Below are 20652 nucleotides of genomic sequence, written 5' to 3'. Positions count from 1 at the left end.
GCAGCCCCCTACAATGTCACACACAAAAAAAGGCAGGGAATACCGGATGGGGTCGGCATTTCCCGCCTTGAGTGAAGCAGTGAAGCAGTGAAGCGGTTGCTTAGAACTTGGCTTCCAGGTCTACCTGCAGCGTGTCTACGTCAGCATTGCTGTTCGGCAGCTGCGACAGGTCGGTCTTGGCCATCAGGTACGCCGCGCCCAGCGAGAAGTTCTTGTCGATCTCGTAACCGACCTTGAACTTGTGGCCGCGAGAGCCAGTGAAGCCGTTGCCGAAGTCGGAGTCGGTGAACAGGCTGACCACGGCGTTACGTTGAACATCGCGGTAGTTGTAGTCCAGGCTCCAAGCGCCGACCTTGGTTTTCAGACCGGCCAGCCAGGCTTGGTCTTCACCGTCGGTGCTCTCGGTGTTTTTCACGTATTGGCCGTAGGCCGACAGCGGGATGGCGAAGCCAGTGAAGTCGAGCTGACCGAAGCCTTCCACCAGGTTGAACTCATTGGTGGTGTTGCCGAACGACTGCAGAATGGCCGCTTCCTTGTCGTTGTCGTAGCCATAGATGCTCGCACCCACAGTGACTTTCAGCACGTCGGCAGGGGCGAACTTGGCGCCCAGCTGGCCGTGGTAGACCTGCGCATCGTGCTTGTACTGCACGCCGTCGCCATCGACGTTGTCCTTGAGGGTGTACTGACCGGCACTGGCGAACACTTCGGCGCCGCCCAGGTCAGCCTTGTAGGTCGCGGCCACGCCTTCCGGGTTGATATCGCTGTCCCAGATGATATCGCCCATGCTCACCCACGGCTGTGGCATCTTGCCGCCGATCAGGTGCAGGTTTGGCACTGCGGTCGGGTGCCAGTCGAGGTAGGCCAGGTCGACCCACAGCGATTTCTTGTCGAAATAGTTGTCGAAGCTCTGGTTGGTCGAGCGGCGGTCGGCGCTGCTACCGGTGGCGATACGCACGCCAGCATCGACTTGCGGGTTGATTTCGCTGTAGAAGCCGACACGGGCACGGACGCGCTGGCGGTCCTGGTTGCCGCTGCTGCTGTTCGGGTCGTCAACGTTGACGTCTTCGTAACGCAGGCGCACATCACCCTTGATCTGGGTCTTGGCGGCCCATGCCACTTTTTGTTCAAAGGAACTCATACGCTCGGACTGCGCTTTCTGGTCGGCCTTTTCCTTGGTCTCTTTTGCCAGATCGCCTTGCAGTTCGTTGTACTGCGCCTGGTTGATCGAGCCATTGGCGCGGAGCATTTCGAGCAGCTTGGCGTCGACAGCAGCACTGGCCGGAGTACTCAGAGCCAGCATCATGCCGGTGAGGCTCACTCCGGTAAGTGTAGAAACAAGACGCATAAGGTTCTCCCTACTAGAAAAAAATGGGGGAGGCTCAGCGCCCGCCCCTGTGTTGGCATGTCTTCGGAAAGGGCCTGAATAGACAGGTTCTGGGGTTCCGGAAAACAGGCGCAAGTATTGCGGGGGGGAATGACAGATTAATGTCTAATTAGTGGCACTGTTGTTAAGTAATCGGCAATGAACGGATTGGCCAGGTGATCGTCATTTGAGTGATGGGCCATTCTTCCGGGATACTGAGGGCCTTAAGACAGCGAGTCGAAACCGTGACCAGTCTGTACAGCCTTGCTCATCTGCGTGATCTTCCCGCGGCCACCTGGGATGCCCTGGTGCCTGCGGGCCAACCGTTTCTGCGCCACGCCTTTCTCAGCGCGATGGAGGACAGCGGCAGCGTTGCCCCCTCGACCGGCTGGGCTGCCGAGCACTTGGTGCTGGAGCGTGAAGGGCAGGTACGCGCCGTGCTGCCGGCCTACCGCAAGTGGCATTCGTTTGGCGAATACGTGTTCGACCACGGCTGGGCCGATGCCTGTGAGCGGGCAGGCATTGCCTACTACCCAAAGCTGCTGGGCGCCGTGCCGTTCAGCCCGGTCAGTGGCCCGCGCCTGCTGGCCGCCGACCCCGCCGATGGCTTGCTGGTGCTGCAAGCATTGCCCGAGTACCTGGGCAAGGGCGGGCTCTCTGGCGCGCACATCAACTTCACCGACCCGGCATTGGACCAGCAGATGGCCGGCTTGCCAGGTTGGATGGAGCGGCTGGGTTGCCAGTTTCACTGGCGCAACCGAGGCTATCGGGACTTTCAGGACTTTCTCGACACGCTCAGCTCGCGCAAGCGCAAACAGATGCGCAAAGAGCGCGAGCAAGTGGCCGGGCAGGGCATCGACTTTCAGTGGTACCGGGGTGATGAACTGGATGAGGCGCAGTGGGACTTCGTCTACCTGTGCTACGCCAACACCTATGCAGTGCGCCGGCGTGCGCCGTACCTGACCCGTGAGTTCTTCAGCCTGCTGGCCGAGCGCATGCCCGACGCGCTGCGGGTGGTGATGGCCAGGCAAGGCGGGCGTGACGTGGCCATGGCCCTGAGCCTGGTGGGCGGTGACAGCCTGTATGGCCGTTACTGGGGGTGCCTGGATGAGTTCGACCGGCTGCACTTTGAAACGTGCTTCTACCAGGGCATGGACTTTGCCATTGCTGAAGGCTTGCAGCGGTTCGATGCGGGGGCTCAGGGTGAGCACAAGCTGATCCGAGGGTTCGAGCCGGTGCTGACGCGGTCGTGGCATTACCTGCTGCATCCCGGGTTGCGGCGGGCGGTGGAAGGGTTTTTGTTGCAGGAGCGGGAAGGGGTTCAGGGGTATGCCGAAGAGGCGCGGGGGATGTTGCCTTACCGCAGGGACTGAATAACACGTTGCCTGCGCCGGCCTCTTCGCGGGCAAGCCCCGCGAAGAGGCCGGCGCAGGCAACCGCTCATCTCAATCCACCCCAACAAACCCGCCGGTCTGGTGATGCCACAACCGCGCATACAACCCTTGCTGCGCCAGCAACTCACTGTGGCTGCCACTCTCGACGATATGCCCTTTGTCCAGCACCACCAGCCGGTCCATCCGGGCAATGGTCGAAAGCCGGTGGGCGATGGCGATCACGGTCTTGCCCTGCATGAGCGTTTCCAGGCTCTCCTGGATCGCGGCTTCAACCTCAGAGTCCAGCGCTGAAGTGGCCTCGTCCATGATCAGGATCGGTGCGTTCTTCAACAACACCCTGGCAATCGCGATACGTTGACGCTGGCCGCCAGACAACTTGACCCCACGCTCGCCCACATGCGCATCGAAGCCGGTACGCCCCTGGGCGTCGGTCAACTGCGGAATGAACTCGTCGGCGCGGGCGCGGCGTACGGCTTCAAGCAGTGCCGCTTCGCTGGCCTCTGGGCGGCCGTACAGCAGGTTGTCACGGATCGAGCGGTGCAACAGCGAGGTGTCCTGGGTGATCATGCCAATCTGCGCACGCAGGCTGGCCTGGCTCACTTCGGCAATGTCCTGGCCATCGATGAGGATACGCCCACCCTGCACGTCATACAGCCGCAGCAGCAGGTTCACCAAGGTCGATTTGCCCGCGCCAGAAGGGCCGATCAGGCCAATCTTCTCGCCCGGGCGGATGTTCAGATTGAGCCCTTCGATCACGTTGCTGGCTTTGCCGTAGTGGAAGTCCACATCGTCGAAATGCACCGCGCCACGGCTCACCTTCAATGCCGGCGCATTGGGCTTGTCGGTGACGGTGACCGGCTGGGCGATGGTCTGCAGGCCGTCCTGGACCATGCCGATGTTCTCGAAGATGCCGTTGACCACCCACATGATCCAGCCCGACATGTTGACGATGCGGATCACCAACCCGGTGGTCAGGGCAATTGCCCCCACGGTGATCAGCGACTGGCTCCACAGCCACAGCGCCAGGCCGGTGGTGCCGACCACCAGCAAGCCGTTGAGGGTGGTGATGACCACGTCCATGCTGGTGATCACCCGCGAGGCCAGTTGCGTTTTTTCGGTCTGCTCGCGGATCGCCTCACGGGCGTACTGCTGTTCGTAGTCGGTGTGGGCGAACAGTTTGAGGGTGGCGATGTTGGTGTAGCCGTCGACGATGCGCCCCATCAGTTTGGAGCGTGCGTCGGACGAAATCACCGAACGCGCCTTAACCCGTGGCACGAAGTAGAACAGCGCGGCGATGTAACAGGCGATCCACGCCAACAGTGGCAGCATCAGGCGCCAGTCGGCCTCGGCGAACAGGACCAGCGAGCTGACGGCATAGATCAGCACGTGCCACAGGGCATCCACTGCTTGTACCGCCGAATCGCGCAGCGAGTTGCCGGTTTGCATGATGCGCTGGGCAATACGCCCGGCGAAGTCGCTTTGAAAGAAGTTCAGGCTCTGTTTGAGCACATAGGAGTGGTTTTGCCAGCGAATCAGGCTGGTCATGCCTGGGTTGATGGTCTGGTGCACCAGCAGGTCGTGCAGGCCGAAGAACAGCGGGCGCAGCAGCAGGATCACCACCAGCATCCAGATCAGCTCACCGCTGTGTTCGCTGAAGAAGTTGGCATTGGGCGTGCCTTGGGCCAGGTCGATGATACGGCTCAGGTAGCTGAACATCGCCACTTCGATCAACGAAGCGACCAGGCCGACCACCAGCAGGGCGGCGAAGCTTGGCCAGACCTGGCGCAGGTAATACAGGTAGAACGGCCACACCGTGCTCGGCGGTGCTTCGCTCGGTGCCTCGCGAAAAATGTCGATGAGTCGTTCGAAACGGCGGTACAGCATGGGTGACAACACTCCTGTTGGTCCGGCCTTCAGGCGGGTTCACGTCCCTGTGAAACCTGCATTCAGTCGATACGTTTGGCGGACTTGATATAGACCGGATCGGCCGGCACGTCGCGCATGCCCTTTTTCACGGTGGTCGGTGAGTTGACGATCTGGTCGACCACTTCCATGCCTTTGGTCACCTTGCCGAACACGGCATAACCACGGTCACGGCCTGGGTTGAGGAAGTCGTTGTCAGCCACGTTGATGAAGAACTGGCTGGTGGCCGAATTCGGGTCCGAGGTGCGGGCCATGGACAGGGTACCGCGGGTGTTCAGCAAGCCATTGCTGGCTTCGTTGCGGATCGGGTCCTGGGTGCTCTTCTGCACCATCTGGTCGGTGAAGCCGCCGCCCTGGACCATAAAGCCCGGGATCACGCGGTGGAAGATGGTGTTGTTGTAGAAGCCGCTGTCGACGTACTGCAGGAAGTTCTTGGTACTGATCGGCGCCTTCTCGGCATTCAACTCAATTTCGACCTGACCGAAGCTGGTGTCCAGCAACACATGAGGGGTATTGTCGGACGCCATGACGCTGGTGGCGAAGGCGACCGAGCAGGCGGTGAGCAGGAGTTTTTTCAGCATGGGCTCAAAGATCCTTGAGAGGTAGAAGCCGCTGCAAGAAACTGCAGCAGGGTCTGGTTGAAGACCTCGGGTTGATCGAGGGGCGTAGCGTGCCGGGAATCGTCGATGACTACCAGCCTGGCCTGCGGCATCAGGGCTACGTAGCGCTCTTTCAGATGTATCGGCGTGTAATCGTGGTCGGCGGCAATCACCAGCGTGGGACAGCGAATTTGCCCGATGCGTTCCTGCACGCCCCAGTCGACGATGGCGTCGAAGCTCTTGAGGTAGGCACGTTTGTCGTTGCGTGCCCAGCGCTGCGCCATCTTCTGGCGCAGGTCAGCTTGGCCGGGCTTGGGGAACAGGCGTTGGGCCAGGCCTTTGCCCACGGTCTCGACGCTGAGCAGGCGTGCCAGGCCCCAACGCTTGGCCCACCAGGCCCAGTCGCTGCGGGTGCGGCGCTTCACCTCCGGGGCGCTGTTGACAATGCACAGGCTGCGCAGCCAGCGCGGGTGATCGACGGCAAACTGGAAGCCGACCATCCCACCCATCGACAGGCCCACGAAGTGCACCGGGCCGGTCTGCAGGTGCTCGAGCAGGGCCAGCAGGTCTTCGCTGAAGGTGGCGATCTGGTAGCCGTCGCGGGGCTTGTCGGAGCGGCCGTGGCCGCGGATGTCCATGACGATGACCCGGTAGTGGCGGCTCAACAGCGGTATCTGCAGCTCCCAGTCCTGGCAGCTGGAGCCCAGGCCATGCAGCAGCACCAAGGGTTCGCCCTGGCCGTATTCCTCGTAATGCAGTAAGCATCCTTCGTGTTCGAAATAGGCCATGGGCGCGGTCCTCTCAGGCTTGTGGGGGGGCTGCGAAGGGCACGTCCAGAGGCGCGGTGTCGAAGTTGCGCAGCAGGTCGATGAGAATCTGCGTAGCCGGGCCCAGGGTCTTCTCTTTGCTCGAATAAAGGTAGAACAGTGGGTGACGGCTGCCACCCTGATCCAGTGGCAACGGCTTGAGCACGCCTTCACGCAGTTCGCGCTCAATCATGTGCCGCGGCAGCCAGGCAAAGCCCAGGCCGCTGCTGACGAAGGTGGTGGCGGTGCCCAAGCTGCCGACGGTCCAGCGCTGTTCTGCGCCCAGCCAGCCGACATCCAGCGGTTGTGCGCGGCCAGAGTCGCGGATCACCACCTGCAGCTGGCTTTCCAGGTCCTGGAAGGTAATTTCACGGCCCAGGCGGTGCAGGCTGTGTTCGGGGTGGGCAACGGCGATGAACTCTACCGCGCTCAGTTCGGCGCCCAGGTAGCCGCCGATGCTGTAGCTGCTGATGGCCAGGTCGGCGATGCCTTCGCGTAGCACTTCCTCGACGCCCGACAACACCTCTTCACGCAGGCGTACCCGGCAACCGCGGCTTTGCGGCATGAACGCACTCAGCGCACGGACCAGCCGGGCGCTGGGGTAGGCGGCGTCGACCACCACGCGCACCTCGGCTTCCCAGCCTTGCTCCATGTGATGGGCAAGGTCTTCGAGCTGGCTGGCCTGTTTGACCAAGTGGCGTGAACGGCGCAGCAGCACGTTGCCAGCCTCGGTGAGCACCGCCTTGCGCCCATCGATGCGCAGCAGCGGAACACCGAGCTGCTCTTGCATGCGGGCCACGGTGTAGCTGACCGACGACTGCGAACGGTGCAGCGCCTCGGCGGCCTGGGCAAACCCCCCGTGATCGACCACTGCTTGCAGTGTTCGCCACTGATCAAGGGTTACGCGCGGCGCTTTCATGTTTCGCTCCTGTTGTCCTAAGCTGCGCTCTTCCAAGGAGAGCGCCCCATGAAGAAATGTTGTGCGGCAATACTGATGTGCCTGCCCCTCGGTGCCATGGCTTACCCCATCGATGTGGAGAAGCAATTGGAGGACGGGGTCAAGCTCGACTATACGGCCTACGATACCGCCTACGACATTGGCGCCATCACCCTCAACAACTATGGGCAGGTGCCTGCAGCTTGCAAGGTGATGTTCCGCAACGGCCCGGAAGCGCCGCGGGTGCGCCGGGTGAACGTGCCGGCAGGTAAAAACGTCGACGTCACCGCCAAGTTCAATCGCCAGATCATCAAATTGCGGATCAGCGTGAACTGTACAGTGGAATAAACGGATTAATCGATTGATTGAACCCACTTTTTACGCTTTTTTATCGATAGGTCAAGCCTTAATCTCACCTCCATCGAATCGCACCCTTTTTGCCGATGGAGGCACCCCATGTCCCGCGTACTGATCATCGAAAGCAGCGCCCGCCAGCAGGATTCCGTTTCCCGTCAACTGACCCGCGACTTCATCCAGCAATGGCAGGCCGCCCACCCGAGCGATGAGATCACCGTACGTGACCTGGCTGTGAGCTCGGTGCCGCACCTGGATGCCAACCTGCTCGGTGGCTGGATGAAGCCCGAAGATCAGCGCAGCGCCGCTGAACTCGAAGCGCTGGCCCGCTCCAATGAGCTGACGGATGAACTGCTGGCGGCCGACGTGCTGGTGATGGCTGCGCCGATGTACAACTTCACCATCCCCAGCACCCTCAAGGCCTGGCTGGACCACGTGCTGCGCGCCGGCATCACCTTCAAGTACACCCCGACCGGCCCGCAGGGCCTGCTGACTGGCAAGCGCGCCATCGTCCTGACCGCCCGCGGTGGCATTCATGCCGGCGCCACCAGCGACCACCAGGAACCCTACCTGCGCCAGGTGATGGCGTTCATCGGCATTCACGATGTGAATTTCATCCATGCCGAAGGCCTGAACATGAGCGGCGACTTCCACGAGAAGGGCATCAACCAGGCCAAGGCCAAGCTGGCTGCGGTGGCCTGAGCGTTAACGAATTCCCAACCCTGACACCTGTTTTTGCTCCTTTGGGTGTACCTGCCCGGCCTGATGGCCGGGCTTTTTTTGCCTGGGATTTCTCGGTTGCTTGTGCCGGCCCTTTCGCGGGCAAGCCCGCTCCTACAGGGAATTCACTGTTCTCAAGGCCCGTGGTGTACCTGTGGGAGAGGGCTTGCCCGCGAAAGGGCCGGCACAGCCCCCACACTTCTCATGGTTGAACTCACGCGGCGCAACCCGCTAAGGTCGCCGCCTTGATCCACGAGAGGCAACCATGGGCTACCTGATTATCGTCGCGCTGATTCAGGCGTTTTCCTTCAGCCTGATCGGCGAGTACCTGGCCGGGCACGTCGACAGCTACTTTGCCGTGCTCGCGCGGGTGCTGCTGGCGGGCCTGGTGTTCTTGCCGCTGACCCGCTGGCGCCAGGTCGAGCCGCGCTTCATGCGTTCGATGCTGCTGATCGGTGCGCTGCAATATGGCATTACCTATGTCTGCCTGTACCTGAGCTTTCGCGTGCTCACCGTGCCGGAAGTGCTGCTGTTCACCATCCTCACGCCGTTGCACGTGACCCTGATCGAAGATGCCTTGAACCGGCGTTTCAACCCATGGGCGTTGCTGGCCGCGCTGGTGGCCGTGGCGGGCGCCGCGGTGATTCGTTTCGACAGCATCAGTGGTGAGTTCTTCATCGGCTTCCTGCTGCTGCAGCTGGCCAACTTCACCTATGCCGCCGGCCAGGTGCTGTACCGTCACCTGATCGCCCGAAACCCCAGCGACCTGCCGCACTACAAGCGCTTCGGCTACTTCTACCTCGGGGCCTTGATCGTCGTGCTGCCGGCGTTTTTGCTGTTCGGCAATGCCCAGCACCTGCCAAGCACCGATGTGCAATGGCTGGTGCTGTTGTTCCTCGGGGTGTGCCCGACCGCGCTGGGCCTGTACTGGTGGAACAAGGGTGCGTGCCTGGTTTCCGGGGCGACGCTGGCCGTGATGAACAACCTGCATGTGCCGGTGGGGCTGTTGCTCAACCTGTTGATCTGGAACCAGCACGAGCCACTGGGGCGGTTGCTTATTGGAGGCGCGGTGATTCTGGCGTCGGTGTGGATGAGCCGGTTGGGTAGCCGCACTGACGCCGCGCTGACCCGCAAGGCCTGATATGCATACCCTCTTTGTCATCGTCGCGCCGATCTTTGCCCTCATCCTGGTCGGCTATCTGTGCCGTCGCGCCAACAAGCTCGGCGACAAGGCTGCAGCCGAAATCAACAAGATGGTGGTCTGGCTCTGCCTGCCGGCCTTGCTGTTCAAGGTGACCGCCACTGCGACCTGGAGCGAGATCTGGCACCCAGGCTTCATCGTGGCGTTTGGCACGGGCGCCCTGGCCATGTTCGTGATCACGCTGGCGTGGCGGCTGTACAGCGGCCATAGCCTGGTCGCGGCGAGCATCGACGGGCTCAGTGCGGGGTATGCCAACACCGGCTACATCGGCATCCCGCTGTGCCTGTTGCTGTTCGGCCAGGCGGGCTTGCAGCCGGCGCTGATCTCGTCGTTGATCGTGGTGTGCCTGGTGTTCGCGATTTCGCTGACCTTTATTGAGGTCGGGCTGCAGGAAGAGCGGCAGGTCGGCCGGGCGGTGCTGGTGGTGAGCAAGGCGCTGGCGAAGAACCCGCTGGTGATTTCGCCGGTGGTGGGGGCGGGGTGGGCCATGAGCGGGTTGGGGCTGGCCGAGCCGGTGATGCATTTTCTCGACATGCTGGCGTTGGCCACCACGCCGTGCGCCTTGATATCGCTGGGCGCATTCCTGGCAGAAAAGCGCGCGGGTGCGCAAGCCAGCCCGTGGCCGTTGGTGGGATTGAAACTGGTTGGGCAGCCGGCCCTGACCTGGGTGCTGGCGTACAAGGTGTTCAGCCTGCCGAGCATGTGGGCGGCTTCGGCGGTGCTGCTGGCGGCGCTGCCGACCGGGACCGGGCCGTACATGCTGGCGGAGTACTACAACCGCGAGGCGGGGTTGATTTCGCGGACGATCCTGTTGTCGACCGTGGCTTCGTTGGTAACCCTGACCGGGTTGTTGTACCTGCTGGGTTACGCGGGGTGATTCGGGGGCGCTTTGCGCCCCATTCGCAGCACAAGGCTGCTCCTACAGGGAGCGCGTACCTCCTGTAGGAGCAGCCTTGTGCTGCGAATGGGCTGCAAAGCAGCCCCGGCGATCTCAAGCCTCGCTCATCTCTTCCAACCGGTGCGGCATTCGCCCAGCCAACCCCACCCGCATGTCATTGCCACTCGGCTGCTGATACAAGCTCAAGCCAAACTCCGGCAACACCGCCAGCAGATAATCGAAGATATCCCCCTGAATCCGCTCGTACTCCGCCCACACCGTGGTAGTGGTGAAGCAGTAGATCTCCAGTGGCACCCCTTCGGCGCCGGTCTGCATCTGCCGGACCATGCAGGTCATGCCCTGATGCACATTGGGGTGGTTCTTCAGGTAAGCCAGCGCAAACGCGCGGAAGGTGCCGATATTGGTCAGCTTGCGGCGGTTGGCGGACAGCTCGGCCACCGGCCCCAGCGCTTCGTTCCAGGTTTGCAGCTCCTGGCGCTTGCCAGCCAGGTAGTCGCCCAGCAGGCGCACCTGGGTCAGGCGCTGTTCCTCTTCGCGGGTCAGAAAACGCACACCCGCCGCGTCGATGAACAGGCTGCGCTTGATGCGCCGGCCGCCTGACTGCTGCATGCCGCGGTAGTTGCGGAACGATTCGCTCATCAAGCGCCAGGTCGGGATCGAGACGATGGTCTTGTCGAAGTTCTGCACCTTCACCGTGTGCAAGGTGATGTCCACCACATCGCCATCGGCACCGACCTGGGGCATTTCGATCCAGTCACCCACATGCAGCATGTCGTTACTGGTCAATTGCACGCTGGCCACGAACGACAGCAGGGTGTCCTTGTAGACCAACAGCAGCACCGCCGACATGGCACCCAGGCCCGACAGCAGCAGCAACGGCGAGCGGTCGATAAGCGTGGCGACGATGACGATGGAGGCGAAGATCCACAGCATCATCTTGGCCAGTTGCACATAGCCCTTGATCGAGCGGGTGCGGGCATGCTCGGTGCGCGCGTAGATGTCGAGCAAGGCATCCAGCAGGCACGACAGGGCCATGGTCATGAACAGCAGGGTAAAGGCCAGGGCAACGTTGCCGAGGAAGTGCTGCGCCGTGTCGGACAGCTCCGGCACCAGCTTCAGGCCAAACTGCAGCACCAGCGACGGTGTGGTCTGGGCCAGCCGGTGCAACACTTTGTTGTGGCGCAGGTCATCCAGCCATTTCAGCGCCTGTTGGCGCGCCAGCAGGCGGGTGCCGTGCAGCATCAGGAAGCGCGAAAGGCGGCCGACGACTAGAGAAATCAGCAGCAGGACGGCCAGGCCGATGGCGGCGTGGAGCATGGGATGTTGATCGAGGGTGCCCCAGAGGTCGAGGGAGTCACGCCAGATTCGTTGGATATCCATGGGGTTTTGAACAGTCTGTATTGCCAAACGAAGCGCCATTAGAGCGCGGATGCCGATAAAGTTGCCAAAAGAAATTCGGCTACGGCGGCAGAAAACGTTACCCTATGCAACTGAATTTCCCGCACTTGCCTGAGGTTACCTCCGTGTTTTCCCAATTCGCCCTGCACGAACGCCTGCTTAAAGCCGTGGCCGAGCTTAAATTTGTCGAGCCGACCCCGGTGCAGGCAGCGGCCATCCCCCTGGCCCTGCAAGGGCGTGACCTGCGTGTGACCGCGCAGACCGGCAGCGGCAAGACCGCGGCATTCGTCCTGCCAATGCTCAATCGCCTGGTCGACCTGAGCGGCCCGCGCGTGGAAATCCGTGCGCTGATCCTGCTGCCCACCCGTGAGCTGGCACAACAGACCCTCAAGCAGGTGCAACTGTTCTCCCAGTTCACCTACATCAAGGCCGGCCTGGTTACCGGCGGTGAGGACTTCAAGGAACAGGCCGCCATGCTGCGCAAGGTGCCGGACGTGCTGATCGGCACCCCGGGCCGCCTGCTCGAGCAACTCAACGCCGGCAACCTGGACCTGTCCCACGTCAAGGTCATGATCCTCGATGAAGCCGACCGCATGCTCGACATGGGCTTTGCCGAAGACATGGAGCGCCTGTGCAAGGAGTGTGAGAACCGTGAGCAGACCCTGCTGTTCTCCGCCACCACAGGCGGCGCGGCCCTGCGCGACATCATCGGCAAGGTGTTGAAAGACCCTGAGCACCTGATGCTCAACAGCGTCTCGCAGCTGGCAGAAGGCACCCGTCAGCAAATCATCATGGCTGACCACGACCAGCACAAAGAGAAGATCGTCCAGTGGTTGCTGGAAAACGAGACCTACCAGAAGGCGATCATCTTCACCAACACCCGTGCCCTGGCCGACCGTATCTATGGCCACCTGGTGGCCAAGGACGTGAAGGCATTCGTCCTGCACGGTGAGAAGGACCAGAAAGACCGCAAGCTGGCCATTGAACGCTTCAAGCAGGGCAGCTCCAACGTGCTGGTGGCAACCGACGTTGCCGCCCGTGGCCTGGACATCGACGGCCTGGACCTGGTGATCAACTTCGACATGCCACGCAGCGGTGACGAGTACGTGCACCGTATTGGCCGTACCGGCCGAGCGGGGGGCGAAGGCCTGGCGATCTCGTTGATCACCCACAACGACTGGAACTTGATGTCGAGCGTCGAACGCTACCTCAAGCAGCAGTTCGAGCGCCGGGTGATCAAGGAAGTCAAAGGCACCTACAACGGGCCTAAAAAGGTCAAGGCTTCGGGCAAGGCTGCCGGTACCAAAAAGAAAAAGGTCGAGAAGAAGTCGGGTGACAAGAAGGCTGGCGCTAAGCGCAAGCCGACCGCCAAGCCAAAGGCCAACGCGCCGCTGGCCAGCTCCGACGGCATGGCGCCGCTGAAAAAGCGCACGCCAGCGGCTGAGTAAGCCGTCTGCAGCCCTATCGCCGCCTTGCCGGCGATAGGGCCTTTACCGCCTCTGCGTCACTCCGCTTTCTTCTCCGCTGTCTTCAATTCCTTGATTCGCGTATCGATCAGCTGGCACTTGTCCGGCAGGTCCTTGCTCGCCGTCCCCAGCTCCATACCCTGGAGCTCATCGTTGATCTCCTTGGCCTTCTGCGGGTTCTGTTCGGTCAGCTGGCTGACCAGCCCGGCCAGTTCTTCGCGCTTCTGAGTGGCCTCCTCCGGCGTGCAGGCCCAAGCGGGCAGGGCGCAGAACAGGGCGGTTGCACAAGTGATGCGCAGCAGTGATTTCATCCTTCATACCTCCGGCATTGGCTATGCCTGGTGGAGGGCGGTACATGCCTTGAAGTTCAGCCTGGACGACCGGCGGGCTCGATAACCCGCAGGTGCAAGATAACCAACAGTTAGTGTGCAAGGTGAGGTTTTGCCGTCATGTCTATACCCAACGCCTTCATGACTGCGAGGAACGATTTAAGGGTCGGATTGCCGTGTTCGCTGAACGACCGGTAAAGTTGCTCACGAGACAAGCCGGTTTCTTTCGCCAGATCGCTCATCCCTTTTGCACGAGCCACTACGCCAACGGCTTTGGCCACGTAGCTGGCATCACCCGTCTCCAGCGCATCGGACATGAATTGAGCAATGGCTTGCGGTGTGGTCAGGTAATCGGCCGCATCGAACTCAAAAAATGTTTCAGTCATTTTGCATCCCTCTGAAGCTGCTGGATTCGATCTTCTTCATTGGGTGAATGTAGTTTATTAATCACACGGGGCTAGCGCATCAAATGGTTTCCGTTTTTTTCTGAACACGACCCGCCGCAGGCAGGTCCCAACCTGTGTACCCCTTCCGTCCACAGCAGGAGCCTGCCGCCATGAGCACCACCTACGACTGGGACTTGATCGAACGCTTGCTGCATGAAGTGCAGAACAGCGCCGGTCACAGCTTTACGCCACGCCCCTACGCCGAGCAGCACGCCGCAGCGCTAGCCGCCAAAGGCCAGCCGATAGGCGATCTGGACCACTTGAAGACCCGGGCCTGCGAATACGAAAAACTGTTGTTCGAACGCGGCTTCATCGAAAGTCGGCCTGATGAAGAGGGGGGCAACGGCGAAAACTTTGTCCTCAGCGAACGCGGTTCGCGCCTGTTGAGCCTGATCGACAGCAGCATCCCGGGCTTCGAGCACCCGCGTCAGGTCTTGGATGAACAAGCCGATGCGCTGGATGAAGCGACCTTTGAGCAGGTGTCATCGAAGGCACAGATTGCTTGAGGTCGTTTTGAGGGTGGCACGGGTGGGCCTGTAAACCCGATAATCGGCAGTCTTTGAAGACTGCCGTGCTGATCCCATGCCAATGATTACCCCAAAGGCCCGCCGATGAGCGCGGCCCGGAAGAACCCCGACGCCTTCGCTTTCCAGGTCATGCTTGGGTTATGCCTGATCTGGGGCTGCCAGCAAGTGCTGATCAAGACGGCTGCCGTCGACATCGCTCCGGTCATGCAGGCCGCCTTGCGCAACTGCATCGCCGCCGTGCTGGTGGGCCTGATGATCTGCTGGCGCGGTGGTTGGGAGCAGGTGGGCAGCACTTGGCGCGCCGGGCTGTTGGCGGGCGGGTTGTTTGGTGTCGAATTCCTGTTCATCGCTGAAGGGTTGAAGCTGACGTCGGCAGCGCACATGTCGGTCTTCCTCTACACGGCACCCGTTTTCACGGCGTTGGGCCTGCACTTCATGCTGCCCAGTGAGCGGCTGCGGCTGCTGCAGTGGTTGGGGATCTTGCTGGCCTTCGGTGGGATCGCCACCGCGTTTGCCGGTGGCATGTCGTTTGAAGAAATGGACAGCCGCACGTTGCTGGGCGATGCCTTTGGCGTTGTGGCGGGGCTGGCCTGGGGTGCGACGACGGTGGTGGTGCGTTGTTCCCGGCTTTCGGAAGCGCCGGCGACCTTGACCCTGTTCTATCAGTTGGCGGTGGGCTTTGCCGGGCTGCTGCTGATTGCCTTGCTCAGCGGCCAGATCGGCGCGGTGTCGCTGACGCCTTTGGCGGTGGGCAGTGTGCTGTTCCAGGGGGTCGTGGTGTCGTTTGTCAGCTACCTGACCTGGTTCTGGTTATTGCGCAAATACCTGGCGTCTAACCTCGCGGTGTTTTCGTTCATCACGCCGCTGTTCGGCGTCACGTTCGGCGTGCTGCTGCTGGATGAGCCGCTGAGCGTGAACTTTGTACTTGGCGCGGTGATGGTGTTGCTTGGCGTAGTGCTGGTGAGCGCCGAGCCTTGGGTGAAGCAGCAATTGCGCAAATGGGTGGGGTGATAGCCGCTGCCCTAGGCTTCACTGACCGTCAACCGAAACCCCTGTAGGAGCAGCCTTGCGCTGCGAAGAGGCCAGTGGCAGCAGCGAGCATCTACGTTGTTGCGACTGGCCTCTTCGCAGCGCAAGGCTGCTCCTACACGGATTGCGCGGTGGTTGAAGGGGCCGCCAGGCAGCTGGGGTTGGCATGGGCTGCAGTCAGCACCAACACCCCGGCCACTGCCAACCCGCTCGCAGCCAGCAGCAACGCCAGTTGCAGGCTCCCCGAGTAGTGGTTGCTGACTGCCGCCAACAACGGCCCGCTGAGTTGCCCGAGCGCAAAGCACGCAGTGAGCAGCCCGGCATTGCGCTGCGTCGCGTGCGGCGCCAGCTCCCGCGAGCGCTGCATCACCAGTTGCATGCAGGCCAGGAACGGCGCGCCGCACAGCACCACACCCAACCCCAAGCCAAGGCCACCGCCCATTAGGCATGCCAGCACGCCGAGCCCTTGCAGCCACAGGGTGGCGGTCAGCCAGGCAGAGGTCCGGCCGGCCCGGCGCACGCTCACCAGCAGCACGCCCAGCGCGGCTGCCAGGCCAAAGGCCGGCCAGAACAGGTCGGCCATCCACTGGCCGTGAAACTGCTGGTTGGCCATCTGTGACAAGAAGGTGGCCGGCAGGATGTAACCGACACCGTACAAGGCATAGACCAGCCCAAGGCGCGCAATCCCGGCATTACCTGCCTTACGGGGCTGCGCAGTGGCCGGGTGCACCGTTTGCGCTTGCGCCTGCGGCAACCAGGGCCGTACGGCCAACAGCATCATCAGCGCCGCCACCGCGTAGATCAGCCACAGCGCTGCCGAACCCAGCCCCAGCCCATGCGCAATCAATGCCAGCAGCCCGGTAACGGCGATCCCCAGGCCCGGCCCGGCAAACACCAAAGCGCCCAAGCGGGGTTGATGGTGTGCGTTGGCAACCTGCTGGCTGAGGCTGGTGATCATCACCAATACCCAGGCGCTGGCCACGCCGGTACCGAAGCGCAACAGCAGGTGGCTCCAGAAGCCATCGGCGGCCCACGAGGCCAAGGTCAACAGCACGCACAGCCACAGGCCACCCTGCAGACGCAGGCGTACCTGGGCAGGCTTGCGGGCGAACATGCCATCCACCGCACCGATGAAGTAACCCAGGTAATTGGCCGCCGCGACCAGCCCGGCGGCCGTGAGGTCGAACTGGCCTTCGGCGATCAGTTGCGGCAGTTGTGGGGTCAGGGCGAAGCGGCCGATGCCCATGGCCATCATCAGCGCCACGGCGCTGGCCAGCAGTTGTATACGGGGCGACATGGAAGGGCTCCTGCACGTTGGTAAGCGATGGATGGCAGGTTAGGGGGCTTTCGCGTTCAATAAAATTGAATAATGATGATGAAGTTGTTCTGTTTTGGAGAAAGGTATGGAGTTCAGCCAGCTGCGCATCTTTCAGGCGGTGGCCGAGGAAGGTTCGGTCACACGCGCCGCCGAGCGCCTGCATCGGGTGCCGTCGAACCTGTCGACGCGGCTGCGCCAGCTCGAAGAGCAATTGGGCGTGGAGCTGTTTCTGCGCGAGCGCCAGCGCCTGCAATTGTCGCCCGCGGGCAAGGTGCTGCTGGACTACGCCAATCGCTTGTCGGCGCTACGTGACGAGGCGATGGCGGCCGTGCAAGGTGGCCAGCCGGCTGGGGAGTTTGTGCTGGGCACCATGTACAGCACCGCAGCCACCCACCTGCCGGCGTTGCTGGCGCGTTATCACCAGGCGTACCCGGCGGTGAACCTGCAGGTGCGTGCAGCGCCCAGCGGTGAGCTGTTCGAGGGCTTGCTCAGCCATGGCCTGGACGCGGCCTTGGTAGATGGCCCGCCAAGCCTGGCCGGGCTGGACGGTGTGCCGCTGTGCGAAGAGCAACTGGTGTTGATCACCAGCCCTGAACACCCACCCGTGCACACGGCAAAAGACGTGGCAGGCAAAGCGGTGTTCACTTTCCGCCAAGGCTGCTCGTACCGAATGCGCCTGGAGGCCTGGTACGCCCACGCTCATACGCCGATGGGGCGGGTGATGGAGATCGAGTCGTACCAGAGCATGCTGGCCTGCGTGATTGCGGGCGCGGGCGTGGCCATGATGGCGCAGTCCATGCTCGACAGCCTGCCTGGGCGCGACCGGGTGCGGGTCCACCGGCTGCAGGCACCCTTCGATCAGGCGGTGACTTGGTTGATGTGGCGCCAGGGCATGCGCGGGGCGAATTTGCAGGCCTGGATCGATCTGCAACAAAGCGAAACGATTAACCAATCGTCGGAATGCGCCGTTCAGGCTTGATCCGCGTCAAAATGGCCCTTATCTCTAAGACCAGATGCATGCGCAATACAGGACATCGGGCTATGATCTGTATGAAACATCACTGGATTGATTGACCGTGAGGCTGACCCGTCAAGGGGGCACTATGAAGAAACCACTGTTCAACTGGCTCCACGACTTGGCTGTCGCACTGGGGTTGATTCCACCCCCCCTGCAGCCGGTGCCGATCCCGACTGATGAAGAGCAGCGCAAGCGCCAACCGCGCCGTCGCTGAAATGACAAAGGCCGCCGCATCATTGCTGATGCTGCGGCCTTTTTGTTGCGGCGAATCGTCTGTATGGCCTAGTGCGTATCAGGCCAGCTTGACTGCTGCCATCGATTTACGCGACATCAGGCTGACTGCGACAAAGCTCACCAGGCCAACTGCCAGGCTGTAGTAGATCGGCGTGTTGGCTTCCAGCCCATCCTTGAACATGAACAGCAGCGCAGTAGCGAAGCCCAGCGACATGCTGGCGATGGCGCCTGCGGTGGTTGCGCGTTTCCAGAAGATCGCACCAATCAGCGGGATCAGCATGCCGCCGACCAGCAGGTTGTAGGCCAAGGTCAGGGCGTTGATCACATCGTTCACCACCAAGGCGATACCCAGTACCACCAGGCCGGTCAGCAGGGTGAACAGGCGGCTGATGGCCAGGCTCGACTGCTTGCCGCCACGCAGCTTGGGCAGCAGGTCTTCAGTCAGGGTGGTGGACGCGGCCAGCAGGCCGGCGCTGGCAGTCGACATCATGGCCGCCAGGGCCGCCGCCATCAGCAGGCCACGAATGCCATCGGGCAGGGTGCTCTTGATCATCTCCGCAAAGGCATTGTTTGGGTTGGCCAGGTCGGGCATCAGTACGTGCGCGGCCATGCCGATCAGGGCGCAGGCCAGGCCGTACACCACGCAGTAAACGCCTGCGGTGGTACCGGCACGTTGGCAGACCTTCTCGTCACGGGCAGTGAATACGCGCTGCCAGATGTCTTGGCCGATGAGGATGCCGAAGAAGTAGATCAGGAAGTAGGTGATGATGGTGTCCCAACCGATGGTGGTCAGCTGGAAGCTGGCCGCAGGCAGTTTGGCCACCAGGGTGTCCCAGCCACCGGCCTTGTACAGGCACACCGGCAACAGGATGAACATCAGGCCGACGGTCTTGATGACGAACTGGACGATGTCGGTCAGGGTCAGCGACCACATGCCACCGATGGTCGAGTACAGCACCACCACGCCGCCGCCGAGCATCAGCGACATCCAGAACGGCAACTCGAGCAGCACTTGCAGCACGGTCGCCATGGCCAGGGTCGAGGTCACGCCGATCATCAGCGCGTACGCCAGCATGATCGCCGCACTGGCCTGGCGTGCCATCGGGTTGTAGCGCCGCTCCAGAACCTGGGTCACGGTGTAGATGCGCAGGCGCAGCAGCGGTTTGGCGAGGAACAGGTTGAGGGCGATGATGCCCAGGCCCAGGGCTGCGCACAGCCAGAAGCCAGAAATGCCGTGGACATAGCCCAGGCGCACAGTGCCGACGGTGGAGGCGCCGCCGAGTACGGTAGTGGCCATGGTGCCCATGTACAGGGTCGGGCCGAGGTTGCGTCCGGCCACCAGGTAGTCTTCCTGGGTTTTTGCCCGACGCATGCCATACCAGCCAAGCCCGAGCATGCCGGCGGTATAGATCATTACAACGATGATGTCCAAGGCCATTGGGGGTCTCCCGATTATCTTTATTATGGCGAGATCGACCGCACGGGCTTAGCGCCACCCGGCGGTCTAGTCTTGTGTTGGCGGGCCTCAGTGGCCCTCCCTCATGGCTCCTGCCGGGGTATTGCAGTCAAGCGGTGCCGTGCTATCGCCAGGATCAGCGACGCACGACGCCCGGCAGCACGCAGAGCATCTCGAACAGCAGGTTGGCGCCGAGCAGCGAGGTGTTGCCGGTGGTGTCGTAAGGCGGGGAGACTTCGACGAGGTCACAGCCGATCAGGTCCAGGCCGTGGCAGCCGCGAATGATCTCCATCGCTTGGATCGTGGTCAAGCCTCCAATTTCAGGCGTGCCGGTGCCAGGGGCCCAAGCGGGGTCGATACCGTCGATGTCGAAGGACAGGTAAACCGGGCCGCCGCCGACTTTTTCACGGACTTCGGCCATCAGCGGTTCCAGCGATTTGTGCCAGCATTCCTCGGCCTGCACCACGCGGAAGCCCTGGCGACGGCTCCAGTTGAAGTCGTCGGCGGTGTAGCCCTGGGCGCGCAGGCCGATCTGCACCACGCGGTCACAGTCGAGCAGGCCCTCTTCAACGGCGCGGCGGAAGGTGGTGCCGTGGGCGATCTTCTCGCCGAACATGTGGTCGTTGACGTCAGCGTGGGCATCGATGTGCACCAGGCCGATCTTGCCGTGCTTTTTATGCAGGGCGCGCAGGATCGGCAGGGTGATGGTGTGGTCGCCGCCCAGGGTCATCGGGATAACGTTGTGCTCGACGATTTCGTCGTAGGCTTCTTCGATGATGCGCACGGCATCGAGCAGGTTGAAGGTGTTGATGGCCACGTCACCGATGTCGGCGACCGACAGCGAGTCGAATGGCGCAGCCCCGGTAGCCATGTTGTACGGGCGGATCATCACCGACTCGGCGCGGATCTGACGCGGTCCGAAGCGGGTGCCGGAGCGCAGCGAAGTGCCGATGTCCAGGGGCACGCCGATGAATGCGGCATCCAGGCCGGCGGCGCTTTGCAGGTGGGGGAGGCGGAGCATGGTGGCGATGCCGCCGAAACGCGGCATTTCGTTGCCGCCCAGTGGTTGGTGGAGAGTCTTGTCCACGGTGGGCCTCATCAGTCGGTCGATTGTTGTGTTTGTTCGAACCTGTGCCGCGGCGCGCCTGTGTAGTCTGGTTGTGCCGGCGGGCAGGACATTTCGGCCGAGTTTGCGCAAGGTAGTGCGTAGGAAGAATCGCTACCGGCAAATACTTA

The 20652-nt window shown here is 62.1% G+C and carries 21 protein-coding genes; 10 read left to right on the top strand and 11 right to left on the bottom strand.

Annotated features, from left to right (window positions below; all coding sequences use genetic code 11):
* Positions 1-100 precede the first annotated feature (100 nt).
* Positions 101-1345, bottom strand: coding sequence for a putative porin (locus D886_RS0106635; RefSeq protein ID WP_027593146.1), 1245 nt, complete (start codon positions 1343-1345; stop codon positions 101-103).
* A gap of 263 nt (positions 1346-1608) precedes the next feature.
* Here D886_RS0106635 and D886_RS0106630 point away from each other — a divergent pair, with 263 nt between their 5' ends.
* Positions 1609-2736 (top strand): GNAT family N-acetyltransferase, encoded by a 1128-nt coding sequence (locus D886_RS0106630; RefSeq protein WP_027593145.1) that lies wholly within the window; start codon positions 1609-1611, stop codon positions 2734-2736.
* Positions 2737-2808: 72 nt separating this feature from the next.
* On the opposite strand, the gene D886_RS0106625 is transcribed toward D886_RS0106630, so the two are convergent.
* The 4 genes from D886_RS0106625 to D886_RS0106610 all read right to left on the bottom strand — a co-directional run bounded on the left by D886_RS0106625 (position 2809) and on the right by D886_RS0106610 (position 7004).
* The gene (locus D886_RS0106625) at positions 2809-4641 is read right to left on the bottom strand and encodes an ABC transporter ATP-binding protein (RefSeq protein ID WP_027593144.1); all 1833 of its coding nucleotides are present in this window, start codon (positions 4639-4641) and stop codon (positions 2809-2811) included.
* Between the two features lie 62 nt (positions 4642-4703).
* Positions 4704-5261, bottom strand: coding sequence for a peptidylprolyl isomerase (locus D886_RS0106620; protein ID WP_027593143.1), 558 nt, complete (start codon positions 5259-5261; stop codon positions 4704-4706).
* Positions 5255-6067, bottom strand: a complete 813-nt coding sequence (locus D886_RS0106615; RefSeq protein ID WP_027593142.1) for an alpha/beta fold hydrolase — start codon at positions 6065-6067, stop codon at positions 5255-5257. Before D886_RS0106615 ends, D886_RS0106620 begins: the two co-directional genes overlap by 7 nt.
* A gap of 13 nt (positions 6068-6080) precedes the next feature.
* Positions 6081-7004, bottom strand: a complete 924-nt coding sequence (locus D886_RS0106610; RefSeq protein WP_027593141.1) for a LysR family transcriptional regulator — start codon at positions 7002-7004, stop codon at positions 6081-6083.
* A gap of 48 nt (positions 7005-7052) precedes the next feature.
* Between D886_RS0106610 and D886_RS0106605 the strand changes: the two genes are divergently transcribed.
* From D886_RS0106605 to D886_RS0106590, 4 genes are all read left to right on the top strand, one after another.
* The gene (locus D886_RS0106605) at positions 7053-7370 is read left to right on the top strand and encodes a hypothetical protein (protein WP_027593140.1); all 318 of its coding nucleotides are present in this window, start codon (positions 7053-7055) and stop codon (positions 7368-7370) included.
* Between the two features lie 108 nt (positions 7371-7478).
* The gene (locus tag D886_RS0106600) at positions 7479-8078 is read left to right on the top strand and encodes an FMN-dependent NADH-azoreductase (protein ID WP_027593139.1); all 600 of its coding nucleotides are present in this window, start codon (positions 7479-7481) and stop codon (positions 8076-8078) included.
* 283 nt (positions 8079-8361) lie between these two features.
* On the top strand, positions 8362-9237 hold the full coding sequence (locus D886_RS0106595) for a carboxylate/amino acid/amine transporter (protein WP_027593138.1): 876 nt from the start codon (positions 8362-8364) through the stop codon (positions 9235-9237).
* 1 nt (position 9238) lies between these two features.
* Positions 9239-10174: an AEC family transporter gene (locus tag D886_RS0106590; RefSeq protein WP_027593137.1), complete on the top strand. Its 936-nt coding sequence runs from the start codon at positions 9239-9241 to the stop codon at positions 10172-10174.
* A 114-nt stretch (positions 10175-10288) separates the two neighbouring features.
* Here D886_RS0106590 and D886_RS0106585 read toward each other — a convergent pair whose 3' ends face one another.
* On the bottom strand, positions 10289-11575 hold the full coding sequence (locus tag D886_RS0106585) for a mechanosensitive ion channel family protein (protein ID WP_027593136.1): 1287 nt from the start codon (positions 11573-11575) through the stop codon (positions 10289-10291).
* A 104-nt stretch (positions 11576-11679) separates the two neighbouring features.
* On the opposite strand from D886_RS0106585, the gene D886_RS0106580 reads away from it, so the two are divergent.
* The gene (locus D886_RS0106580) at positions 11680-13041 is read left to right on the top strand and encodes a DEAD/DEAH box helicase (RefSeq protein ID WP_027593135.1); all 1362 of its coding nucleotides are present in this window, start codon (positions 11680-11682) and stop codon (positions 13039-13041) included.
* A gap of 56 nt (positions 13042-13097) precedes the next feature.
* Here the strand turns inward: D886_RS0106580 and D886_RS0106575 are convergent, their stop codons facing one another.
* Both D886_RS0106575 and D886_RS0106570 read right to left on the bottom strand, forming a co-directional pair.
* Positions 13098-13370 (bottom strand): hypothetical protein, encoded by a 273-nt coding sequence (locus D886_RS0106575; RefSeq protein WP_027593134.1) that lies wholly within the window; start codon positions 13368-13370, stop codon positions 13098-13100.
* Between the two features lie 110 nt (positions 13371-13480).
* Positions 13481-13774, bottom strand: a complete 294-nt coding sequence (locus D886_RS0106570) for an addiction module antidote protein (protein ID WP_027593133.1) — start codon at positions 13772-13774, stop codon at positions 13481-13483.
* A gap of 170 nt (positions 13775-13944) precedes the next feature.
* On the opposite strand from D886_RS0106570, the gene D886_RS0106565 reads away from it, so the two are divergent.
* Both D886_RS0106565 and D886_RS0106560 read left to right on the top strand, forming a co-directional pair.
* A complete protein-coding gene (locus D886_RS0106565) occupies positions 13945-14340 on the top strand; it encodes a hypothetical protein (protein WP_027593132.1) in 396 nt (131 codons plus the stop codon).
* 105 nt (positions 14341-14445) lie between these two features.
* Positions 14446-15372: a DMT family transporter gene (locus D886_RS0106560; protein ID WP_027593131.1), complete on the top strand. Its 927-nt coding sequence runs from the start codon at positions 14446-14448 to the stop codon at positions 15370-15372.
* A 133-nt stretch (positions 15373-15505) separates the two neighbouring features.
* On the opposite strand, the gene D886_RS0106555 is transcribed toward D886_RS0106560, so the two are convergent.
* Positions 15506-16687, bottom strand: a complete 1182-nt coding sequence (locus tag D886_RS0106555) for a YbfB/YjiJ family MFS transporter (protein ID WP_027593130.1) — start codon at positions 16685-16687, stop codon at positions 15506-15508.
* 106 nt (positions 16688-16793) lie between these two features.
* Between D886_RS0106555 and D886_RS0106550 the strand changes: the two genes are divergently transcribed.
* Positions 16794-17687: a LysR family transcriptional regulator gene (locus D886_RS0106550; RefSeq protein WP_027593129.1), complete on the top strand. Its 894-nt coding sequence runs from the start codon at positions 16794-16796 to the stop codon at positions 17685-17687.
* 124 nt (positions 17688-17811) lie between these two features.
* On the top strand, positions 17812-17940 hold the full coding sequence (locus D886_RS28550; protein WP_256214945.1) for a PA1414 family protein: 129 nt from the start codon (positions 17812-17814) through the stop codon (positions 17938-17940).
* 78 nt (positions 17941-18018) lie between these two features.
* Here the strand turns inward: D886_RS28550 and D886_RS0106540 are convergent, their stop codons facing one another.
* Entirely contained in the window at positions 18019-19398 is a 1380-nt protein-coding gene (locus D886_RS0106540) for a sodium:solute symporter (RefSeq protein WP_027593128.1), read from the bottom strand.
* Between the two features lie 154 nt (positions 19399-19552).
* On the bottom strand, positions 19553-20503 hold the full coding sequence (speB, locus tag D886_RS0106535) for an agmatinase (protein ID WP_027593127.1): 951 nt from the start codon (positions 20501-20503) through the stop codon (positions 19553-19555).
* Positions 20504-20652: the final 149 nt, after the last annotated feature.

The sequence above is a fragment of the Pseudomonas sp. LAIL14HWK12:I7 genome (assembly GCF_000483465.1).
GTDB lineage: Bacteria > Pseudomonadota > Gammaproteobacteria > Pseudomonadales > Pseudomonadaceae > Aquipseudomonas > Aquipseudomonas kermanshahensis.
This window is presented reverse-complemented; position numbering and strand designations above follow the sequence as displayed.